Annotated in this window: 20 protein-coding genes; 12 read left to right on the forward strand and 8 right to left on the reverse strand. The window is 64.6% G+C overall.

What is annotated here, in order from left to right; translation table 11 throughout:
• Positions 1–16: 16 nt before the first annotated feature.
• From DPM33_RS10600 to DPM33_RS10645, 10 genes are all read left to right on the forward strand, one after another.
• Positions 17–1,015: an ABC transporter permease gene (locus DPM33_RS10600; RefSeq protein WP_112097383.1), complete on the forward strand. Its 999-nt coding sequence runs from the start codon at positions 17–19 to the stop codon at positions 1,013–1,015.
• Between the two features lie 156 nt (positions 1,016–1,171).
• Positions 1,172–1,999 (forward strand): AraC family transcriptional regulator, encoded by an 828-nt coding sequence (locus DPM33_RS10605; protein WP_112097384.1) that lies wholly within the window; start codon positions 1,172–1,174, stop codon positions 1,997–1,999.
• 123 nt (positions 2,000–2,122) lie between these two features.
• A complete protein-coding gene (locus tag DPM33_RS10610) occupies positions 2,123–2,566 on the forward strand; it encodes an SRPBCC family protein (protein ID WP_112097385.1) in 444 nt (147 codons plus the stop codon).
• 12 nt (positions 2,567–2,578) lie between these two features.
• A complete protein-coding gene (locus DPM33_RS10615) occupies positions 2,579–3,373 on the forward strand; it encodes an FAD binding domain-containing protein (RefSeq protein WP_112097386.1) in 795 nt (264 codons plus the stop codon).
• Positions 3,374–3,430: 57 nt separating this feature from the next.
• Entirely contained in the window at positions 3,431–3,913 is a 483-nt protein-coding gene (locus tag DPM33_RS10620) for a (2Fe-2S)-binding protein (protein WP_112097387.1), read from the forward strand.
• Positions 3,914–3,924: 11 nt separating this feature from the next.
• The gene (locus DPM33_RS37395; protein WP_112097388.1) at positions 3,925–5,292 is read left to right on the forward strand and encodes a xanthine dehydrogenase family protein molybdopterin-binding subunit; all 1,368 of its coding nucleotides are present in this window, start codon (positions 3,925–3,927) and stop codon (positions 5,290–5,292) included.
• 1 nt (position 5,293) lies between these two features.
• Positions 5,294–6,298 (forward strand): xanthine dehydrogenase family protein molybdopterin-binding subunit, encoded by a 1,005-nt coding sequence (locus tag DPM33_RS37400; protein WP_112097389.1) that lies wholly within the window; start codon positions 5,294–5,296, stop codon positions 6,296–6,298.
• Positions 6,299–6,305: 7 nt separating this feature from the next.
• A complete protein-coding gene (locus DPM33_RS10635) occupies positions 6,306–7,187 on the forward strand; it encodes an AAA family ATPase (protein WP_112097390.1) in 882 nt (293 codons plus the stop codon).
• Positions 7,184–8,401 carry a vWA domain-containing protein gene (locus DPM33_RS10640; RefSeq protein WP_208648382.1) on the forward strand — a complete coding sequence of 406 codons (1,218 nt, stop codon included), beginning with the start codon at positions 7,184–7,186 and terminating at the stop codon, positions 8,399–8,401. The genes DPM33_RS10635 and DPM33_RS10640 overlap by 4 nt, the downstream gene beginning before the upstream one ends.
• Positions 8,401–9,288 carry an amidohydrolase family protein gene (locus DPM33_RS10645; protein ID WP_167449019.1) on the forward strand — a complete coding sequence of 296 codons (888 nt, stop codon included), beginning with the start codon at positions 8,401–8,403 and terminating at the stop codon, positions 9,286–9,288. The genes DPM33_RS10640 and DPM33_RS10645 overlap by 1 nt, the downstream gene beginning before the upstream one ends.
• Before the next feature lie 4 nt (positions 9,289–9,292).
• Here the strand turns inward: DPM33_RS10645 and DPM33_RS10650 are convergent, their stop codons facing one another.
• The 7 genes from DPM33_RS10650 to DPM33_RS10680 all read right to left on the reverse strand — a co-directional run bounded on the left by DPM33_RS10650 (position 9,293) and on the right by DPM33_RS10680 (position 18,531).
• On the reverse strand, positions 9,293–9,700 hold the full coding sequence (locus tag DPM33_RS10650; RefSeq protein WP_112097392.1) for a carboxymuconolactone decarboxylase family protein: 408 nt from the start codon (positions 9,698–9,700) through the stop codon (positions 9,293–9,295).
• A 260-nt stretch (positions 9,701–9,960) separates the two neighbouring features.
• Positions 9,961–11,457: a sugar ABC transporter ATP-binding protein gene (locus tag DPM33_RS10655; RefSeq protein ID WP_112097393.1), complete on the reverse strand. Its 1,497-nt coding sequence runs from the start codon at positions 11,455–11,457 to the stop codon at positions 9,961–9,963.
• Entirely contained in the window at positions 11,457–12,503 is a 1,047-nt protein-coding gene (locus tag DPM33_RS10660) for an SMP-30/gluconolactonase/LRE family protein (RefSeq protein WP_112097394.1), read from the reverse strand. The genes DPM33_RS10655 and DPM33_RS10660 overlap by 1 nt, the downstream gene beginning before the upstream one ends.
• Complete coding sequence (locus tag DPM33_RS10665; RefSeq protein ID WP_112097395.1) at positions 12,500–14,623, reverse strand: ABC transporter permease; 2,124 nt, start codon at positions 14,621–14,623, stop codon at positions 12,500–12,502. Before DPM33_RS10665 ends, DPM33_RS10660 begins: the two co-directional genes overlap by 4 nt.
• 82 nt (positions 14,624–14,705) lie before the next feature.
• Complete coding sequence (locus DPM33_RS10670; protein WP_112097396.1) at positions 14,706–15,731, reverse strand: sugar ABC transporter substrate-binding protein; 1,026 nt, start codon at positions 15,729–15,731, stop codon at positions 14,706–14,708.
• 87 nt (positions 15,732–15,818) lie between these two features.
• Positions 15,819–16,805 (reverse strand): ABC transporter permease, encoded by a 987-nt coding sequence (locus DPM33_RS10675; RefSeq protein ID WP_112097397.1) that lies wholly within the window; start codon positions 16,803–16,805, stop codon positions 15,819–15,821.
• A gap of 283 nt (positions 16,806–17,088) precedes the next feature.
• Complete coding sequence (locus DPM33_RS10680) at positions 17,089–18,531, reverse strand: DHA2 family efflux MFS transporter permease subunit (RefSeq protein WP_112097699.1); 1,443 nt, start codon at positions 18,529–18,531, stop codon at positions 17,089–17,091.
• A gap of 111 nt (positions 18,532–18,642) precedes the next feature.
• On the opposite strand from DPM33_RS10680, the gene DPM33_RS10685 reads away from it, so the two are divergent.
• Positions 18,643–19,644 carry an ornithine cyclodeaminase family protein gene (locus tag DPM33_RS10685; protein ID WP_112097398.1) on the forward strand — a complete coding sequence of 334 codons (1,002 nt, stop codon included), beginning with the start codon at positions 18,643–18,645 and terminating at the stop codon, positions 19,642–19,644.
• On the forward strand, positions 19,641–21,122 hold the full coding sequence (locus DPM33_RS10690; RefSeq protein WP_112097399.1) for an HAL/PAL/TAL family ammonia-lyase: 1,482 nt from the start codon (positions 19,641–19,643) through the stop codon (positions 21,120–21,122). Before DPM33_RS10685 ends, DPM33_RS10690 begins: the two co-directional genes overlap by 4 nt.
• Before the next feature lie 9 nt (positions 21,123–21,131).
• On the opposite strand, the gene DPM33_RS10695 is transcribed toward DPM33_RS10690, so the two are convergent.
• Positions 21,132–21,935 (reverse strand): 3-methyl-2-oxobutanoate hydroxymethyltransferase, encoded by an 804-nt coding sequence (locus tag DPM33_RS10695; RefSeq protein WP_112097400.1) that lies wholly within the window; start codon positions 21,933–21,935, stop codon positions 21,132–21,134.
• Between the last annotated feature and the right edge of the window lie 30 nt (positions 21,936–21,965).

A 21,965-nucleotide genomic window follows, 5' to 3' on the forward strand; every position in this document is an offset into this window, starting at 1 on the left:
TCAAGAAAGGTCGATAATGGCAGTTACCCTTGACCAGACGATCGCGCAGAAGCAGCACTCCTTCCTGTCGCGGCTGTTCTCCAGCCAGACCTTCTGGGTGGTGATCGCGGTCATCCTCGCCTGCCTGTTCCTGTCCTTCGCCACCGATTCCTTCGCCACGTCGAAGAACCTCTTCAACATCACCCGCAACGTCACCTTCGTCGCCATCGTCGCGCTCGGCATGACCTTCGTCATCATCACCGGCGGCATCGATCTGTCGGTCGGTTCGGTGCTTTGCCTGTGCTCCATGGTGCTCGCCGTGACCATGCATGCCGGCTATTCGATCGAGATCGGCATCCTGGCCACCATCGTCACCGCGCTCGCCATCGGCGCCTTCAACGGCGTGCTCATCGCCTATCTCGGCTTCCCGCCATTCGTGGTCACGCTGGGCATGCTCTCGGTCGCCCGCAGCCTTGCCATGGTCGCTTCCAACAACACCGTTGTCTTCCAGTTCGGGCCGGACCACCAGAAGCTTCTGGCGCTGGGCGGCGGCGCCTGGGTCTTCGGCATTGCCAATCCGGTGCTGTATATGATCATCCTGGCGCTGATCACCGGCTTCGTCCTGCGCTGGACCAAGTTCGGCCGGCACATCTTCGCCATTGGCGGCAACGAGCACGCGGCGACGCTGACCGGCGTTCCCGTCAAGCAGATCAAGGTCGCCGTCTATATGATCTCGGCGCTGTCGGCCGGGCTTGCCGGCATCATCCAGACCGGCTGGCTCGGCGCCGTCACCACCAATCTCGGCAACGGCATGGAACTGCAGGTGATCGCGGCGACCGTCATCGGCGGCGCGGACCTCGCCGGCGGCGTCGGCACCGCCTTTGGCGCAATTGTCGGCGCCGCCCTCATCGAAGTGATCCGCAACAGCCTTGGCCTGCTCGGCATCAACGCCTTCTGGCAAGGCACCTTCATCGGCGGCGCGATCATCCTGGCGGTGCTGTTCGACCGTATCCGCAACTTCCGCCGCAGCGATTAGTACTGCTGGGTTCCTATCGCTCAGTCTGAAAATCCATCCAGGCGCTTTGAACCCGGGTTCCGCCGTGTCTGCTTGCCTTGACGCGGCCGTACCCCCGGTCGCACTATCCTTGGGCAGGCGAAGGGAGGCCAGTCGCCCGCGGGAGGAACGATACCCATGACGGACGCGATCAGGCTCTATTGGGGCCGGTTCGGACATGTCTCCGTGCTGAATGTCGCCAACGACTTCGTCACCCATGCCCATGGCGAGGCGCATCTCATCATCTGGCTGGAGGGCACGGCGGGCGAAATGACCATCGGCCGCGAGACGGTGCGGCTTGGACCGGGCACCGCGGCCGGCATCAATTCGTTCCAGCCGCACAGCCATGCGCTGTCGCATGACGGCAGGCCGGGCCTGTTCCTCGCCTTCTACATCGATCCCGATTGGGCGCGCCGGCGCCGCGACCTGCCTTCCTCGGCGCCGCTGTTCACGCAAGCCGCGATCACGCTGGAACCCTGGCTGCACCAGGCGGCGGCGAACCTGCTCGATCATCTCACCGACAATGAGAGCATCGACGACGTCGCCAATTACGAGATCGAACGTTTCATCGACAGCGTGCTCGACGCCGCGGACATATCCGCGCCGCGAATAGCCCGCGCGCGCATCAACACCATGCTCGATTTCCGCGTCCGCAAGGCGATCCAGCTGATGAAGGCCAATGTCTGCGAACGCATCTCCTTCGACGACGTCGCCCGCTCGGTCGGCCTGTCCCGGCCGCATTTCTTCGCGCTGTTCAAGGAACAGACCAACCTGACGCCCAACGTCTACTGGAACACGCTGCGCATGGAGGAGGCCGTGCGCCAACTGCAATGGTCCGAGGCGCCGCTGATCTCGGTCGCCTGCAATCTCGGCTTCACCACCCAGGGCAATTTCTCGCGCTTCTTCCGCGACCATGTCGGCGTACCGCCGACGCTCTACCGCGAAGCGGCGAGAGCCATGTCCTGAACGCCTTGCAGGCTGATTCGTCGCTGCTTTTTCCGACTGCTTGATACGCGCTCAAGACGCATTGATAAGCGCCGGCTCATCAGCCGCCCTAGCCTTCTTTCGATCTTTGCGAGGGAACAGTCCATGGCGAAAGTCACCATTTCCAGCGTCATCGACGCGCCGGTCGAAGAGGTCTGGGCGCGCATCCGCGACTTCAACGGTCTTCCGGGCTGGCATCCCCGCATGGTCGAAAGCCATATCGAGGACGGCAAGGACGCTGCCTCCATTGGCTGCGTGCGTAATTTCAAACTGGTCAGCGGCGCGACACTGCGCGAAAAACTGCTCGACTTCTCCGACGCGAATTTCCTGGTCAGCTATTCCATCCTCGAAACCCCACAGCCACTCACCAACCACAAGGCGACGCTGCAATTGCGGCGCGTCACCGACGGCAACCGCACCTATGCCGAATGGAGCGCAAGCTTCGATGCCGCGCCTGAGGACGCCGACAAGCTGGCCGAGGGCATGGGCGCCAATGTCTTCCAGGGCGGCTTCAACGCCCTGAAGAGCCATTTCGCTGGCAAGAACTGACGGGAGCGCGCCATGTCGCTTGCGCTGCAGACCTTTTCGAGCGTGAAAGACGCCAATGCCGCGCTGCAAGCTGCCGGGACGCGCTATCTCGGCGGCGGCACGCTTGTCGTCCGCGCCGCCAATGAAGGCGACGTTTCCGTTTCCAGCCTTGTCCGCGTCACCGATCCCGGCCTGTCGCGGATCGCTGTTTCCGGCGGCAAGGTGCGGCTAGGCGCTGCGGTCACCATGGCGGCGATCGCCCGCCACCCCGAGCTTGCGGCGCTCGCGCCGGCGGCGCGCGCGGTCGGCGGCCCGGCGATCCGCAACATGGCGACCGTCGGCGGCAATCTGTTCGCCCCTGCCCCTTACGGCGATTTCGCCGTGGCGCTGCTGGCGCTGGGTGCGACTGTCGTCACCGAAGACAGCGAAATGCCGATCGAGGCTTTTTTCGCAGCGCGCGACGGCAGCCGCGCGATCGTCACTGGGGCGAATGTCGCATTGCCCGGGACGGACTGCTTCCGCTTCCTGAAAGTGTCGCGCGTCAAGCCGAAGGGCGTCTCGGTGCTGAGCATCGCCGCGCTTCTGCAACGCGCGCCGGACGGGACGGTGACGTCGACGCGGATCGCAATGGGCTGCATGGCCGATCGGCCGATACGCGCTTTAGCCACGGAGAAGGCGCTGCTCGGCTGCAAGCTGACGCCGCGGGAAATCGCCCCGGCGCTCGCTGTCGCGGGCGAAGGCATCGCGCCGATCACCGATCCGATCGCCAGCGCCTGGTATCGCGCCGAGGTCCTGCCGGTCTATCTCGGCCGGTTGTTGTCGAATTAATCCGCGGGGGGACGCGCGTCTGTCCGGCCGATCCGGGCAGGCGCGCAGGGAGGAAGAATGGCAAAGGTCCCGGTTCAATTCACGCTCAACGGCTCGGAGAAAGCCGAGTTCGTCGAAAGCGGCACCACGCTGCTCCACGCCCTGCGCGACAAGATCGGCGACACCTCGCCGAAAGGCGGCTGCCACCAGGGCACCTGCGGCGCGTGCTCGGTCATTGTCGACGGCGAGCTGCGGCTGTCCTGCCTGACGCTCGCCGAGACCTGCAGCGACGCCGATATCAGAACGACCGCCGGCCTCGCCGAGGGCGGTGTGCTGCAGCCGCTGCAGCGCGCCTTCCTCGATGCCTTCGCCACCCAATGCGGTTTCTGCACGCCCGGCATGATCATGGCGGCCAAAGTGCTGCTCGACCGAACGCCGAACCCCAGCCGCGAGGACGTGGTCGAGGCGCTGTCCGGTAACATCTGCCGCTGCACCGGCTACGAGCCGATCATCCAGGCGGTGCTGACGGCGGCACGCGCCAACTCGCAGAACGCTGCCTGAGGGAACGAGCCATGGAACTGCGCAAGGATTACTTCGCCGATGTCCGCAAGGACGGCCTGCACGAGATCGGCCAGCCCCGTCCAAGGCTGGACTCGCCGGGCCATGTGACCGGCAAAACCGCCTATTTCGCCGACCGCAATTTTCCCGGCATGCTGCATCTGAAAATGGTGCGCAGCCCGCACCACCACGCCCGCATCCGCTCGATCGACACCTCGGAAGCGGAAAAACATCCCGGTGTTGTGCGCGTGCTCACCGCCAGGGACGTGCCGCACAATGTCTACACCATCCTGATCCTGATCCAGGTCGGCCCCGAGGACGAAACCGTGCTGGCCGACGGCAAGGTGCGCTGGAAGGGCGAGGCCGTGGTCGCGGTGTTGGCCGAGACCGAACGCGCGGCGCAGGAAGCCGCTGCCAAGGTCAAGGTCGACTATGAGGTGCTGCCGGCTGTCTTCGACATGGAAGGGGCGCTGAAGCCTGGCGCGCCTTTGGTCAACGAATATCACGGCCAGAACTACTACCACTATGACAGCGGCGAGTGCCGCAAGGTGCGCTTCGGCGATGTCGAGGCGGGCTTTGCCAGGGCCGACCATATCCTCGAGCAGAGTTATCAGTCCTCGCCGATCGAGCACGCGCCGACCGAGACCACCGGCTGCGTCGTGACGCCCGAAGGCAATGACCGCTTCACCTGCTACACCAACACGCAGGCGATGTTCTTCACCCTCGACAATGCCTCGATCATTCTGCAGATGCCTGGCTCGAAGCTGCATTTCGTGGGCGGCACGGTCGGCGGCGGCTTCGGTGGGAAGGTCGACGTCATCGTCGAGCCGATCGCCATCCTCAGCGCCAAGCTCACCGGGCGCCCGGTCTCCTTCATCTACAGCCGCGAGGAAGAGATGCAGATCTCGTCTCCGCGGGCTGCCGAAAAAGTCGTCATCAAGGATGGCGTCATGAAGGATGGCCGCATCGTCGCCCGCAAGGTGACCGGCTACACCGATGCCGGCGCCTATTCGCGCCACTCGCCCTATGGCGCGCAGAAGGGCGCGGCGCACTATCCCGGCCCCTACACGATCCCCAATGTCTGGATCGACACCTATTGCGTCTACACCAACCGCACCCCTTCGTCGGCCATGCGCGGCTTCGGCGTCACCATCGGCGACTTCGCGCTCGAAGTGCAGATGGACAAGCTGGCGCGGCTGATCGGCATGGATCCGCTCGAATTCCGCTTCATCAACGCCTATCGCGACGGCGACATGAAGGCGCATCGCCAGCGCACCGAGGGCGCCGCGCTGATCGAATGCATGCAGGAGGCCTCGCGCGCCGCCAACTGGCCGGTGGCGGAAAAATACATGGCCATGTCCTCCTACAGGAAGGGAGCCTGAGATGGCGATCCGGCGTGGACGCGGCGTTGCCGCGATCAACTATCCGACCGGCATGAACCTCGGCGGCGACCCGACCCAGGCGCTGGTCCATTCGACCCCGACCGGCAATTTCATGGTGACGCTCTCCAGCGTCGATCTCGGACAGGGCATGAAGCAGATCATGGCGCAGATCTGCGCCGAGACGATCGGCGTGCCGACCGACCGCGTCATCATCGACACCGCCGACACCGACACCGGCCCGCACTGCATGGGCACCTTCGCCTCGCGCGGCACGCACCGCGCCGGCAACGCCGTCATCCAGGCGGCCAAGGAAGCCCGTCAGGTGATGCTGGAAGTGGCGGCCGAGGAGCTGGAGGTGAACGCTTCCGACCTCGAAACCGATGGTGAGGGCAACATAAAGGTGAAGGGCGCACCGCAGAAATCGATCTCGATCTTCGATGTCGCGCTGTCGGCGCATTTCAAGCGCGGCCGCTCGATCTCGGGACGCGGCATGTTCCTGATCCCGCGCTCCTACCCGGAGAAAGAAACCGGCGCGATGAAGCCCTCGACCTGCTACGCCCATGCCTGCACGGTGGCCGAGGTCGAGGTCGACGACGAGACCGGCGAGGTGACGGTGCTCGCCGTCAAGAACGTCTTCGAGATCGGCCGCGCGCTGAACCCGAAGATGGTCGAGCAGCAGCTGGTCGGCGGCTCCTGGATGGGCATCAGCCACGCGCTCTACGAGACGACCGAGCCTTACTATCCCAACCGCGACCATGGCGGCACCGACTTCAACCAGTATCTGATGCCGGGGCCAGGCGATCTGGCCAAGACCGAGATCATCGTGCTGGAGCGCCCTTCCGCCGATGGCCCGTTCGGCGCCAAGGGTCCAGGCGAGATGTGCGCCAACCCGCAGATCCCGGCCGTCGCCAATGCGGTTTTCGACGCCGTCGGCGTGCGTATCGACACGCTGCCGATCACGCCCGAGCGCATCCTGCGCGCGCTGAGGGCGCAGGCCGCGAGCTGAGGGAAAGATGAGCAGCGCCAACGCCGTAGAAATCGCGGCTTCGCCGGAGGCGATAGCCGCGCGCCTTGCCGCCTCGCGGTATCTGGCCGACGACAGCCTTGCGACCGCGATCTTCCTGGCGATCCGGCTCGGCAAGCCGCTGCTGCTCGAAGGCGCGCCGGGCGTCGGCAAGACCGAAGCCGCCAAGGCGATCGCCGAGCTGCTTGGCCGCGAGCTGGTGCGCCTGCAATGCTATGAGGGCATAGACGCCGGGCATGCACTCTACGAGTGGAACTACCAGCGCCAGCTACTCGCCATCCGCCACGCCGGCGAGCACGAGATCGACATCTATGACGACCGCTTCCTGATCGCCCGGCCGTTGCTGCAGATGCTGCGGGCGCCGGAAGAGCGAGTGCTGCTGGTCGACGAGATCGACCGCTCGGACCATGAATTCGAGGCGCTGCTGCTGGAATTCCTCTCCGACTTCCAGATCAGCATTCCCGAGCGCGGCACGATCCGCGCGGCAACGCAGCCGATCGTCATCCTGACCTCCAATCGCACCCGCGAATTGGCAGAGGCGCTGCGCCGGCGCTGCGTCTACCACTGGATCGGCTATCCCGACGCCCAGCGCGAGGCCGAGATCATCATGCTGCGCTCTGGTGACGTCGCCGAGGCGATGGCGCGGGCAGTCGCGAACGCCGTGCAGGAAATCCGCGCGCGACCTCTGGCCAAGCCACCGGGCATCGCCGAAGCGGTCGAATGGGCGAACGCCGCGACCATCCTCGAAAAAGGCGGCAGCCCATGGCCGCAAGCCTTCCGCCGCGCCATCGGCGTGCTGATCAAGGACGAGGAGGATCTGTCCGCCATTGTGCCGGAGCTTGGGAGGATTGTTGAGGAGGCGTTGGGGTGAGCCGCGACCTCAACAATCCCTTCGCCCCGTTTACGGGGAGAAGGTGCCCCGAAGGGGCGGATGAGGGGTATCGCCAACCTTCGATATCGGCGAGCCTGCCGCCCGCCGCCGCGCCCTTCCTCGGCTTCGCCCGCCTGCTACGTCGCCACGCCTTCGCCATCGCCCCCGAACAGATCACCGGTTTCATGCAGGCGATCACCCTGCTCGGCCCGCGCTCCATCAACGACATCCGCGAGGCGGCACTCGCCACGCTCGCGCCCTCGCCCGATCGCCGTAGCGAATTCGAGGCACATTTCCGCGCTTATTTCTATGGCGATGCCAAGCCTTCGATCGAAGGCGAAGAGGACGACGAAACCCGCATCAAGGACGATCGCGGCACGCGCGAGGAAGAGGACCCCGCCCGGCGCCAAGAAAAAGGCGGCGAGCTATCGTCCGCGACCGAACAACTGAGCAGCCGCGATTTCCAGCGCGATGCCGACGGCCTTGGCCAGTTCCGCCGCAAACTCTCCGCCGCCCTGCCCGTTCGCCGTTCCTTTCGCACCGCGCGCACCCGCTCGCACGGCACGCTCGACCTCAGGCGCTCGCTCAGCGAAATCGTCAGCGCCGACGGCGATATTCCCTCGCCGTTGCTGCGTCGTCGGGAGGCCGTGCCGAGAAAGCTGCTCCTGCTCATCGATGTCTCCGGCTCGATGAAGCTGCACACGGCCGACTATCTCAAGCTGGCCCACGCGGCCGTGCAAGGCGCCGACCGTGCCGAAGTCTTTACCTTCGGCACGCGGCTCACCCGCATCACCTCGGCGCTGCGCATCCGCGACCGCGAGCAGGCGCTTGCCCGCGCCGCGGCGCTCGTCGACGATTGGGACGGCGGCACCCGCATGGGACCTACGCTGCTCGCCTTTCTCTCGGTGCCACATTTTTCCGCCTTCGCGCGCGGCGCCTGTCTCGTCATGCTGTCGGACGCGCTGGAACGCGGCGACCATGCCGACCTCGAAACCGCGATGCGCCGCCTCAGCGCCCGCGCCTCCCGTCTGTCGCTGGCGACGCCGCTCGCAGGCGATCCGCGCTTTCGGCCAGCGACGTCAGCGTTGCGTGCCATTCTGCCGGTCCTCGACGACCTGGTCGACGGCTCATCGCTGAAGGGCCTCACCGATTTCATCCTGTCGCTCGGCCGCCATGCGCCCGCGGCCGATTCCATCTGGAAAAGGGTATCGTGATGCAGAAAGCCATCGACGCGCATTTCCACATCTGGCGCCAGCAGGATCAGCCCTGGCTCGTCGGGCCGATGGTGCCGCGCATCTTCGGCCCCTACGAGCCGATCCGCCGCGACTATCCGATCACGGAATTCCTCGATGACCAGAAAGGCTCAGGCGTCGAGAAGGCCGTCTACGTGCAGACCAACTGGGCCAAGGAGGATTTCGAGAAGGAGGTCGCCTTCCTGCAGAAGACGGCGGAAGAAACCGGCTGGCCGCACGCCATCGTCGGCTATGCCGACATGACGCTCGACGACGTCCGCCCGCAGATCGACCGGCTGACGAAATACAAGCTGCTGCGCGGCGTGCGCATGCAACTCCACTGGCACGAGACGCCCGCCTTCCGCTTCGCCGCCTCGGCCGACCAGGTGATCGATCCGAAGGTCCGGAAGAACGTGGCGTGGCTGAAGGATTATGGCCTCTCCTTCGACCTCCAGCTCTTCCCCGCGCAGATGAAGGACGGGCTGACGCTGGTCGGCGAAAACCCGGAGACGAATTTCATCCTCACCCATGCCGGCATGCTGACCGGCATGGAGCCGGAAACCACCGATGCCTGGAAGGCCGGCCTGCGCACGCTGGCGGCAGCGCCCAATTTCTACGCCAAGCTGTCGGGGCTCGGCACTTTCGTCCACCGCAACGACCCGGAACTCATCGCCTACATCGTCGACACCGCGATCGAAATCCTCGGCAGCAACCGCCTGATGTTCGGTTCGAACTTCCCGATCGAAAAACTCTGGACCAGCCACGCCGAACTGATCAAGGCGCATCGCGCGGCGGTGGCGAAGCATGGCGTGAAGGCCGAGGCGGACATCTTCTGGAATACGGCGCAGAAGGTATACCGACCGGTATAAGCGCTCACTTCACCTCGAATTGCGGATCGACCGGTATCTGCATCGCCGTCACCAGATGATTGGTCTGGCCTGCAAGCCCGATGATCGAAACAAGCTCCCCATGCTGCGCGTCGGTCATGCCCTTGGCGCGTGCCGCGGCGGTGTGCGAGTGGACGCAGTAGGAACAGCCATTGGCGGTCGAGACCGCGATATAGATCATTTCCTTGGTCAGCGGATCGATGGCGCTGTCGGCGACCATCACCGCCTTGAGCTGCTCCCACACCCGCGTCAACGATGCCGGGTCGTTGGCCAGCCCGCGCCAGAAATTGTTGACGAAGTCGGATTTCCGCGTCGCGCGGATATCGTCGAACACCGCCTTCACCGCCGGGATTTTTTCGACCTCCGCATCGCTGAGCAGTTTTGTGGTGGCCATGGTGTCTTCCTTTCAGTCTTCTTTGATGCCAGAGGATTGAATCGGATGCTCAATAGCCTCCGGCAATCCATTCACTTGATTGCCACTTTCGCGTTTCTGCGTATTAGGCGTCGCCGCCAGGGTGTGTCGAGATTCAGGTCAGGCCTTGTCGAAAATGGCGGATTCCGAGAACCGGAGCGGAGCGTACTTTTCGTACGTGAGCACCGGAACCGCAGGAAGCCGCCGTTTGCAGACAGGTCTCACCTGAATATCGGCACACCCTAATGCACCGCCGCGTACATGATCTTCTCCTCCGTCGCCTCCGCCGGCGAGAACTCCTCGACGATGCGGCCCTGCCGGCAGACGAGGATGCGGTCGGACAGGTTCATGATCTCCGGCAGGTAGGACGAGATCACGACCACGGCGAGACCCTCGTCGGCCAGCCGGTTGATGATCTGGTGGATCTCGGCGATGGCGCCGACATCGACGCCGCGCGTCGGCTCGTCGAAGATGACGATGCGCGGCTGCTGCACCAGCCCCTTGCCGATCACCACCTTCTGCTGATTGCCGCCGGAGAGCTCGACCACGCGGGCATTGTCGTTGATCGCCTTGATGTTGAGCGTCTTCGTCCATTCGGCCGAAAGCTGCCGCATCTCCTGCTGATTGATCACCCACGCCTTCTCGCGACCGGCGGCAAGCAGCCCGCCGAACAGGTTTTCGGCAATGCCCATCGTCTCGAAAATGCCTTCGCTCTTGCGGTCCTCGGTGACGTAGACGATGCCGTCGGCGACCGCCTCACTCGGCACGAGATAGCGCACCGGCTTGTCGTCCAATTCGATCGCGCCGCCGCGCAAAAAGTCGCGCTTGTAGATGCCCGAGACGATCTTGAACGTCTCGGTGCGGCCGGACCCGATCAGCCCGAAGACACCGGTGATCTGGCCCTCGAAGATCGAGAAGGAATTGTTGCGCACGATGTTGCTCATCGAGATGTCCTGCACCGAGAGCACTTTCTTGCCCGCCTTGCGCAATTTCGCCTCGTCGCGCTGGCGGTAGATCTGCCCGGACAGCGAACGGCCGACCATCGCGGCGACGATCTTGTCACGGTCGAAAGCCGACGTGTCGTCGGTGATCACCAGCTCGCCATCGCGTAAAATGGTGATGCGGTCGGCGATCATCAGCGCTTCTTCCAGCGCATGGCTGATGAAGACGATCGAGACGCCCCTCGCCTTCAACCGGCGGATCAGCGCGAAGAAGTGGCGCTTCTCCTCCGGCGTCAGCGAAGCCGTCGGCTCGTCGAAGATGATGATCTCGGCATTGTGGTGGACGGCGCGCGCGATCTCGACCATCTGCCGCTTGGCGGCGCCAAGCGTGGCCACCATTGCGTTGGGATCGACCGGGAAGTTCAGCGACTGCAGGAATTGCTGCGCCGAGATGTAGGTGCCGCGCAGCCGGTTGAGGAATTTCTCGGTGCCGAGATAGAGGTTCTGCGCCACCGTCATCGACGGCACCAGGCTGGTCTCCTGGAACACCATGGCGATGCCGGCTTCAAGCGCTGCATGCGGCGAGGCATAAGCGGTTTCGACGCCTTTGTGAAACATCTTGCCGGAGGTTGCGTCAACGACGCCGGCGATGATCTTGGTCAGCGTCGACTTGCCGGCGCCGTTCTCGCCGAGCAGCGCGTGGACCTCGCCCTTGCGCAATTCGAAGCTGACATTTTTGACCGCCGGCACACCGCGATAATTCTTGGTGACGTTTTCCAGACGCACGATCGGTTCCATCAGAAACCTCCCGTACCGATTGCCAGCACGCAGCCGCCGCCCTTGGAAGCGATGAACAGGCGATCATCCCGCTCCGTCACGCTGCAGATGCCGTGGCACGTGCCGTTGGCGCGGCTGTGCAGGCTAAACTGCGGCTGCATGTCCCGGTCCAGCTTCACGACGAGCCCGTAGGAGCGGCTGGGTGACCACGGCTTGTGGATGCCCATGGTGCGGATGCCTCCGCATTGAAGCGGCTCGAGGAAGCTGCGGTTGGAGGCCAGCGCTGGCGCGATCCAGTAGGCCTGCGGCACCTGCTCGATCATATCCTGGCGATAATGCATTTCCTGCAGCACGAATTCGATCAGCCGGTTGCGCGGCGCAAAGAGCGTCAGCCACGCCCCGCCATCGCCAGCCGGCGACAAGCGCGACGGATAGCCGGGCAGATGCGTCAGTACGGTCGAACGGGTCCCGTTCGAGCCGTCGAAGCGGACAAGCTGGTGGCGCCAGCTTTCGCTCACCAGCACATCACTGCCCATCGGGTGAAGCCCATAGGGAAAGGCGATATCGCCGGCAGTCTTCTGGAAGCCAATCCCCCCAGGCCCACATCGCCACAGCGAGCCGGACGCGCCTTTCTTCATCAGGTCAGCCGCCCATTGCGACGGCGCATGCTCGGCGGATCCATTGGCCAGCCACAGCATGCCGTCATCCGCATAGGCAAGCGCTGTGATGCAGCGCACTTCGGCAGGTAACGAGACTTCCCTGCCGGCCATCAGCAACTTGCCGCTTTCCAGTCCAACAGTCAGGTCGCCCTGCGGCGACAACGCCAGCGCGGCGACGGGGGACTGAAAGGTCTCGACCAGGACCGGTTCGGAGCCGGCCGCAATCGCAAGGACGGCATTGCCGCTAGAGACGAGCAGCCGGCCGTCGGCGGTCAACAGATTGTCCGGTTCGGCCACTTCGGCGAAGGCCGGCAAGTCGTCCAGCCTTGTGTTCGGGCGGAACGCGCCGTCGAGCGGCGGGATGGTGACCTTGCCGCGAAAGACATCCAGGATTGGATCGAGGATCATGGTTTGCCTCCCCAATAGGAAGCGGGACTGGTCCAGTTCGGGTCGGCGCCGGCGATCTTGTAGCGCCCAATGCGGTTGTTGAGGATACCGCCGACGAACAGATAACCCTTGTGCTCGCGCATCGACGTGACCATCGGATGCGCGTTGCCCGAAAGGTCGCCGAGCGTCTCGACGATGCCGCCCTTCTCGTTGAATTTGACGACGCCGCCGGTGTTGATGTTGGGAAACAGCCATTCGTCCTGCGGCAGGCGCCGCGTCATGCGCTTGCGCATATCGGGGTGGCGCAGCGACAAGTCGAAGCTCGGCGTGCGCATGCCGAGCCAGGCCATCCAGTAATTGCCATCCGACGCGCGGTTGATGTTGTCGGGATAGCCCGGCATGTCGCGGATGACGCATTCGGCCGTGCCCGCCTTCGGCCCTTCCAGCCAGTAGCGGTGCACGCGGCAGGCCCAGCTCTCGGCGAAGAACAGCGACTTGCCGTCATGCGCCATGCAGACGCCGTTGGTGTAGCGGTAGCCGTCGAGCAGCGTATTCGTCGATCCGTCCTTCGGGTCGTAGACCAAAAGGCGGCCGGTGGCGCGGTTCTCGATCGAGTCCAGCGCCCAGTCATGCGCGTCATAACGCTTCGTGGAATCCGTGAAATAGATGCGGCCGTCGGGCGCGATGTCGCAATCGTTGGGATCGCGCAGCCGCGCATCGTCGACGATCGACGTCCACGACCGCGCCGTCTCCGCCGACAGCCGCTTCACGTCGCGCTCCGGCGAGACGGAATAGAGCCCCATCGCGCCGACGCAGCTGATCAGATTGCCAGCCTTGTCGAAGGCGAGCCCCAGCGGAAAGCCGCCGATATGGGCAAACACCTCGGAGCGCTTGTAGTCAGGCGCGAAGAAGCGGACGATCTCGCCATGGCGGGTGCCGCAATAGAGGTGATCGTCGCGGTCGAGGATGACGTCTTCCGGCCCCTCCAGCTCGCCGAGCCCGATATGGTCGGCTCCCGACAAGCGGTTGTCGAGCTCGTAAGGCGTGGCGGAACCTGGCGCGGCCGACTGTGTCTCGCCCATCTTGAGATAGACCGGCGCGACATAGACCTCGTTCAGCACCTTGTGGCGGTTTTTCAGCCAGCGGATATCGACGGTGACGGCCACGGCCAGCATGATGCCGAGCACCATCTGGTTGGTGCCGGTGCCGTAGCCCAGCCGGATGAGGCCGTTGGTCATGGTGAGCACGATGATGGCGCCCATCAGGCCCTTGACCACCGAGCCACGACCGCCGCCCAGGCTGACGCCGCCGACCACCGCCGCCGTCAGCGCCATGATTTCCAGATTGAGGCCGGTGCCCGGCCCGGCACCGCTCAAGCGGCAAGCGATGAGGAAGCCGCCGATCGAGGCGCAGAAGCCCGAAAAGACATAGGTCATGAACACGGTGCGGCGCACGCGGAGCCCGGCATTGTGCGCCGAGCGCCGCGAGCCGCCGACCGCCAGCACATGCCAGCCCGGCCGCGATCGCGTCAGTGCGACATGCGTGACGATGGCCAGGATAATGGCCAGCCAGACCGAGACCGACAGACCCCAGAACGTGCCGTCGCCGATGAAGTCGAGCACATCGGAGGAAGCCTGCGAAAGTTGCACGTCGGCGGCATAGGTGGTGACGAGGATATCGAACAGCGCTCGCCCGAAGATGAAGGTGACCAGCGTGGTGAGGAAGGCGCGCAGCCGCAGATACCCGACGAGGTAACCGTTGATGGCGCCGAAGACGAGCCCCGTGCAAAGCGCGGCGGCCAGCGCCAGCCATATCGACTGTTCGAGGATGAAGAAGACGTAGACGGCCGAGAAGCAGGACAGCGCGAAGATCGAGCCGACCGAAAGATCGATGCCGCCGCCCAGCATCACCACGGTCATGCCGATGACGACCAGCGAGAACTCGCCAAGCTGGCGTGTCGATTCCTGCAGCGATGTCAGCTTGAAGAAGCCCGGAATGATCGAGCCGAACACACCAAGCGTCGCCATCAGCGCCAGGAAGGGAATAGCGTTGTCGGTCCAGCGTTTGGTCAGAATCTCGCCGACCAGATGATCGGGCACGAGATTGTAGCGCCAGGCCTGGAGGCGTTCACGGAAGGTCATCGGCAGCTGCTGTCATTCAAAACGGGAAAGAAGTGGCCGAGCGAGCCGGCCACTTCGTGGATGCCTTTTTCGAAGGCGCGACTTATTTCGCTGCCGCTTCGGCCTGCAGCTCCTTCAGGTCCCAGCAGCTGTCGGGCTTGAGGTCGGCTTTGGTCGTCGCCTTCTCCAGCGTGTAGATGTAGGTGTGCGAGGTACCGGCCGGCTGGCCGCTCTGCAGCAGGAACTTGATGATGGCGTTCATGTCGCCGGACTGGCGGGCAAGATCGGTCATCACCACGGCGCCATAGGTGCCGTCGTTCAGCTTGTCGCAATCGGCCGCCTTCTCGCCGCCGCCGGTGGTGACCAGGAACACCTTGCCGTCGAGCTTGGCGTCGCGGATCGCGGCCGAGGCGCCGGTGGCGTCGCCGTCCCAGAAATCGATGATCGAGCAGACGTCGGGGTGCTGCTGCAGCATCGTCGTCGTCACGTTGCGCGAGGTGGTCGCGTCCCAATTCGAGTCAGGCTTGGCCACGACCTGGAAATCGGGATGCTTCTCCAGCACCTTCATGATGCCGGCATACTGGTAGAGGCTGGACGAGTTCGCCTGGTCGCCCTGCACCAGGCCGATCTTCTTGGACGAAGTCTCGCCGCAGCCCTTGATCGCCGCTTCCGCCTCGAGCTGGCCGAGCTTGTCCCAGTCGCTGCCGACGAAGGCGTCGGCCGGGAAGTTGGCCGGATTGTCGACCAGCAGCACATAGGTGCCGGCGGCCTGCGCCTTCTTCATCAGCTTCGAATAGGAGTTGAGGTCGGGCGCATGGATGATCAGCACGTCGGGCCTGGTGTCGGACGCGATGGCGTCGGTAATAGCCTGCGCGCCCGCATCGACCACCCAGTTCGGATCACGCGTCTCGAAGGTGCCACCCCAGGCCTCGACTTCCTTCTTTAGATAATGCGCCCAGCCCTGCGCCAGGTCGAAGCCCATCGCCAGCGGTACCAGCATGACGCGCTTGCCGTTGAGCGACTTGGCATAGGCGGCGGGGCCTGGATCGTCGGCGGCGAAAGTCGGCGCAACGAAGGCGGTAACGGCGAGCACCGCGGCGGCGGCCATCAAGGTTCTGAGTAGTCTCATGTCACATCCTCTGGTTCGGTTTTCATTGCCGGCCGATCGTCGCGATCGTTCCGGGTACCCGAGAGCGGATGGGCTGGCCCATCTGCTCTAAATGTCGCCTTGCTGCGCGGTCTGCTCGTCGCGCGGATTGATGATGCCGTCGACGATGATGGCGCCGAGCAGGATCGCCGCCTTGATCAGGTTCTGGTAGAGCAGCGGAATGTCGATGATGGTCATGGCGTTGAGCAGGATGCCGATCAGCGCTGCGCCGACCAGCACGTTGCGCACCCCGCCCCTGCCGCCCGAAAGCCCGATGCCGCCGATCACCGCCACCAGCACGATGTCGTAGAGCAGCGTCGAGTTGACGATGCGGGTGTTGATCGAATGCAGGCTGGCCGCCGTCAAAAGCCCGGCGATCAGGGCCACGAAAGCCGAGAGCACATAGCGCAGCACCAGCATGGGCCGAACCGGAACGCCGATGTTGCGGGCGGCGACCGGATTGTCGCCGGCGAAATAGATGTAGCGCCCCCATTTGGTGTAGCGCAGGAACAGGAAGAACAGGAAGGCAAGCCCGGCGAAGACGAAGACCTCGACCGGGATGTCGAGGAAGCGCAAGCCGCCGAGCAGCTCGACCCAGTGGCCTCCAGGCACGGGCACGGCGTCCTGCGTGATCAGTTGCGAGCGCACATAGCCGAACACGAACGAGCCGGTGGCCAAGGTCACGAAGATCGCCGGCACGTCGGCATAGGCAACGAGGAAGCCGTTGAGCAGGCCGATGGCTAAAACGCCTGCCAGCACATAGGCGAAGGCCAGTCCGTCCGAGGTGCCGGTGTTGAGCAGTTGCAGATACCAGGCGACCGACATCGCCATGATCGCCACGGCCGACAGGTCGATGCCGCGGCCGATGATGACGACGGCCATGCCCAGCGCCAGGATGCCCAGTACTGAGACCGAGCGGACGATGGCCACCAGATTGTCGGCGGTCAGGAAGCCTGGCAGGCCAAGGGCCGCGGCGGCGAACAAAAGGATGGCGATGGCAAAGACGATGCCTTCCTGATTAAGGCGCCTCCAGCTCGGCCAGCCGATCGCATTCATCGCTGTTGTCTTTCGCCCCTGCGGACAGGCTTTGGCCGGGCCTGCATCCCGGGACGAAAGCTAATCGGCTCACCGCAGGCTCGTCAAATGAATCCGCGTTCAACAGCCGCGCTTGCGCCGCTATTTGCCGAGTGGACGCATCGATTGCCGAAACTGGCGCAATGATCGGAAACTGCTCGGCTTTTGGCCGTTCTTTGCGCCGATCGCTCGGCTCGCGAACTCAAGCATTCGGCTGCGTTGGAGTCGACGGAATTTGCGTCCCCAAAGCGCGCCAGGCGCGATGCTATTTGTCCCTTAGGTGACCCGAAACCTCGGCGCCGGCGTTGGCCGGCAGGACCAGGAAACGCAGCGCCGCCGCGAGACCGAGCAGGCCGATCGCGACAAAGGTGATTCTGAAGTCGACAAGGTCCGGTACGGCTTCGTCCCTGACGATCTGCGAAAGGTTGAGGATCGCCGCCGCGATCGCGACCCCGAACAGCATCGAAATCTGCTGCAGCATCGAGGACAGCGTCGCCGCCGAGCTTCGTTGCTGCGCATCGATGTCGGCGAAGGCCAGCGTGTTGAGCGCCGTGAACTGCATCGAACGCGTCAGGCCGGCGACCAGCATCAGCGCCACCACCAATAGCTGCGGCGTCTGCGGCGAGATCGCGCCGCAGGCCATGATCGCCAGCGATGCGATCGCCCCGTTCACCACCATCACGGCGCGGAAGCCGAAGCGCCTGAGCGTCGGCGTCGTAACCGTCTTCATGCCGAGATTGCCGAGGAAGTAGGCGAGCACCAAAAGGCCGGCATCGACTGGCCGCAGGCCGAAGCCGACCTGGAACAGCAGCGGCAACAGGAAGGGCGTGGCGTTGATGGCGACGCGGAAGACAGTGCCCGCGGCAAGCGTCGAGATCGCGAAGGTCAGCACCTTGAAGGCCGAAAGGTCGAGCAGCGGATGCCGCGCCCGCAACAGGTGGCGCACGGCGAACCAGCCGATGACGATGCCAATGCCGATAGAGGCTACCGTCGGCAGCAAGCCGTCTTCGGGATGCGCCAGGCGTTCGAGCCCGTAAAGCATCACCGCAAGGCCGAGCGAGGTCAGGAAGAAGCCCGGCCAATCGAGTGGCTTCGCCTCGGAGTCGCGGTCGCCCGGCACGAAGCGGGCGACCAGCGCAAGCCCGGCCGCCCCTAGCGGCACGTTGATGAAGAAGTTCCAGTGCCACGAAAGATAGGTAGTGATGAAGCCGCCGAGCACCGGCCCGACCACCGGCGCGAACAGAGCCGGCCATGTGATCAGCGCCGTCGCGGCGATCAGCTCGGATTTCTCGGCATTGCGCAGCACCAGGATGCGGCCGACCGGCGTCATCAGCGCGCTGCCCAGGCCCTGCACGATGCGAGCGGCGACGAACTCAGTCAGGCTCTGCGAAAAGCCGCAGGCGACCGAGGCAAGCGTGAACAGCGCGATCGCGACGAGGAAGACGTTGCGCGCGCCGAACCGGTCCGCCAGCCAAGCGGACAGCGGTACGAACACCGCCATGGTCAGCATATAGGCGGTGATACCGATGCTCATCGCCACCGCCGGCACGCCGAAGGACTGGCCCATCTGCGGCAGCGATGTCGAGATGATCGTCGAGTCCAGCAATTGCATGAAGAAGGCGACAGCGACGATCAAGGCCACGCGTCGTGCCTGCCGCGCGGGATTTGCGGGCTGCGACACGGCTTCGTTGTCGGGGATGCTGGTCATGACGCGCTGGTTGAACAGCATAAGCCTGATCCAGTCCAGAGCTTATCCAACAAACTTCCGTGCGGGCTGATCGCCTGTTATGGATGGGCACGGGGTGGCCGAGGACAATGCATGAAGCCGATCTATATCGATTACCTCAATGCTCTCGACATCGAGGCTTTGGCCATGACCGATGCCGAGATCATCGGCGCCGTCGAGGCCGGGCTCGTCGCGCAAGGCAACGGCCAGACGGTGATCGAACCGCGCGTCCATCTTGAACCGGACCCCTCCTTCCACGGCCATTTCAACGTGCTGCGCGGCTACGTGGCGCCGCTCGACGCCGCCGGCGTCAAGATCGTCGGCGACTATGTCGACAACTACAAGCACCATCTGCCGTCGGAATTCGGCATTCTCAACCTCTTCGATCCACGCACCGGCACGCCGCGCGCCATCCTCGACGCCACCGTCATCACCGACATGCGCACCGGCGCCGTCACCGCCATCGGCGCCAAGCACCTGGCGAGGAAGAAATCGAAAGTGCTCGGCCATATCGGCGCGCGCGGCACCGCGTACTGGAACGTGCGGCTGCTCGACCACCTGTTCGACTTCGACGAGATCCGCGTCCATTCGCGCCGGCCGGAAAGCCGCGACGGTTTTGCCGCTGAATTGTCGACCGATCTCGGCAAGAAAGTCACCGCCGTCGCCGACTGGAAAAGCTGCGTCGGCGGCGCCGATATCGTCGTCGAGGCCTCGCGCCTCGACGAACCGCAGCCCTTGCTCAAGACCGAATGGATCAAGCCCGGCGCGCTGGTGGTGCCCTACGGCACGATGAGCGCGGTGGAGCTGTCGCTCACCGACATCATGGCGAAGATCGTCGTCGACGACTGGGGCCAGTGCAAAGGCGGCAAGTTCGGCTCGCTGCGCGCCCATGTCGAGGCCGGAAAGCTGAGCGAGGCGACGCTGCATGCCGAGCTCGGCCAGATCGCCGCTGGCCTCAAAGTCGGGCGGCAAAGCGATGACGAGACGATCCTGTTCTGGCATCGCGGCCTCTCGCTTTCCGACATCGCGCTCGGCAAGGCCATGCTGGCCAAGGCCGGCGAGAACGGCATCGGCCAGAGGCTGCGCTTCGCATGAGCCCGCTCGTTCTCACAGGGGCCGGCGTCAGCATCGAGGATGTGGCCGCCGTTGCGCGCAATGCGGCCAAGGTCGAGGTCACGCCCACAGTCATGGAGCACCTGGCCAAAGCGCGCAATGTGCTCGATGGAGCGGCCGCGGGCGGGCAGCAGATCTATGGATTGAACACCGGTCTCGGCGCCAATCTCGGCACGGCGGTGGAAGGCGATGTCGGCGCTTTCCAGCGCCAGCTTCTCGACGGACGCGGCGCGGCAGTCGGGGAAGCCTTGCCGATCCAGATCGTAAGAGCGGCGATGTTTGCCCGCGTCGCCATGCTTTCGGCAGGCGGTTCCGGCCTCTCGCCGCATGTCTTCACCGCACTCGTCGAAGCGCTCAATGCCGGCGTCCATCCAGTCATGCCCTCGCTCGGCTCGATTGGCGCTGGCGACCTCGTGATGATGGCGGCGATCGCACACACGCTGATCGGCGAAGGCGATGCCGATTACCAGGGTCGACGCATGCCTTCCGCCAAGGCGCTGATGATGGCGCGTCTTGCTCCTGTCAGCCTGGCACCGAAGGACGGGCTGTCGTTGATCAACGCCTCGGCTGTATCCGCGGGCACCGGCGCGCTGGCGATTGTGGACGCGCTGTCGACAATGGAGCAGCAGCAACAGGCCGGCGCGCTGACGATGGAAGCGCTTGGCGCGAACCGTACCATTCTCGACTCGCGCCTGCATGTCTCGCGCCCCGCGGCATGCCAGTTGTTGGCCGCCAAGGCGCTGCGCGAGCTGCTCGCTCGCGACCAGGAACCTGCACCGACCACCATTCAGGATCCACTGTCGATCCGCTGCATGCCCTCGATTCACGGCGCGCTGATCCAGGCGATCGATCATGCCAGGCTCGCGGTCGAGATCGAGCTCAACGCGGCCGCCGACAACCCGCTGGTGCTTGCAGAGGACGCGCTCGTGCTGTCGACCGGCAACTTCCACACGGCGTCGCTGGCGCTTGCTTTTGAGACGCTTGGCCTTGCAATCGCCCAGTGTGCGGCAGCCTGCGCCGCCCGCTTCATCCAATTGACCGGCTCAGGCCGCAATGGCCTGCCCAAATATCTGTCGCCGGTCGGCGGCGCCTCCGCCGGCTTCGTGCCGCTGCAGAAGACCGTGACGGCGATCCTGGCAGCGATCCGCCAAAAGGCCAACCCGGTGATGCTGGACTTCCTGCCGGTGTCCGAGGGCGTCGAGGATCACGCGACACAGACGCCGCTCGCCATCGCCAAATGCGCCGAAATGATCGCGCTGTGGCGGCGTCTGGTCGCCTTGGAGTTGATGGCGGCGGCCCAGGCCATCGACCTGCGCGAAGGTCTGGTGCTGGCGCCCGCGACCGGGGTAATCCATGCGGCCGTCCGCGCGCATGTCGCGGCGCTCAAGGAAGACAGGCCGCTTGGGGCCAACGCCAACGCGCTTTATGCCGCGCTCGCCGATGGCTCCTGGAGGGCCTAGGCCGCCGGCTCAAATCTTTCCGTCGACCTTCCTCATGAAAAGGGTGAGCTCGTCCGGATCCATGTGCACGATATGCCGGTCTTCCGGATAGGCGCCGCTGTTGACGTCGGCGACATACTCCGAGAACGCCGCGATGCGCTCTTGCTGCAGCCGGTCGTATTCGGCGGCGAAGTTGCGATAGACTTTTGAGTGGCGCGGCATGTGACCGCGATTGGTGCCGAGGATATCTTCGGCGAACAGGTATTGGGCATCGCAGCCCGTGCCCGCGCCCATCGACAGCATGATCAGCAGCGTGCGCTCGGAGATCGCCTTCGCCACTTCCACCGGCACCACTTCGATCTCGGCGCCGATCGCTCCGGCAGCCTCCAGCTGCTTGACCGCCTCGAACACCTGCATTGCGGTATCCGCGGTCTTGCCCACCGCCTTGAAACCGCCCGTCCAGGTGGCGCGCGACGGAATGAGGCCGACATGGCCGATAACGGGAATGGCATCGTCGGCCATGCGCTTGATCGTGGCATAGCCGGCGCTGCAATAGACGGCGTCGGCGCCGGCCTTGTAGAGCCGGAACGACCAGCGCACGAAATCGTCAGCCGTGCCGATCTCGAAAAAATTATCGCCCGGCATGGTGAAGAGGCTGGGCGCCGCATCACGGTATTGCGGATTGAGCACCAGCTCCGGCGGCACCGAGACGATGTCGATGCCGGCCCGCTCGGCGGCCTCGGCTTCTTCCAGCGTCAGCACACGCAGCATGGTCAATTGCCGCTTGCCCTTCATGGCGCGCAAATCGGCAACGGTCGGTCTCTTTCGGCTCATTGGTATATCCCTGTTTTTGTCTGTCTGACG

It is taken from the genome of Mesorhizobium hawassense, from assembly GCF_003289945.1.
GTDB classification, from domain to species: Bacteria; Pseudomonadota; Alphaproteobacteria; order Rhizobiales; family Rhizobiaceae; genus Mesorhizobium; species Mesorhizobium hawassense.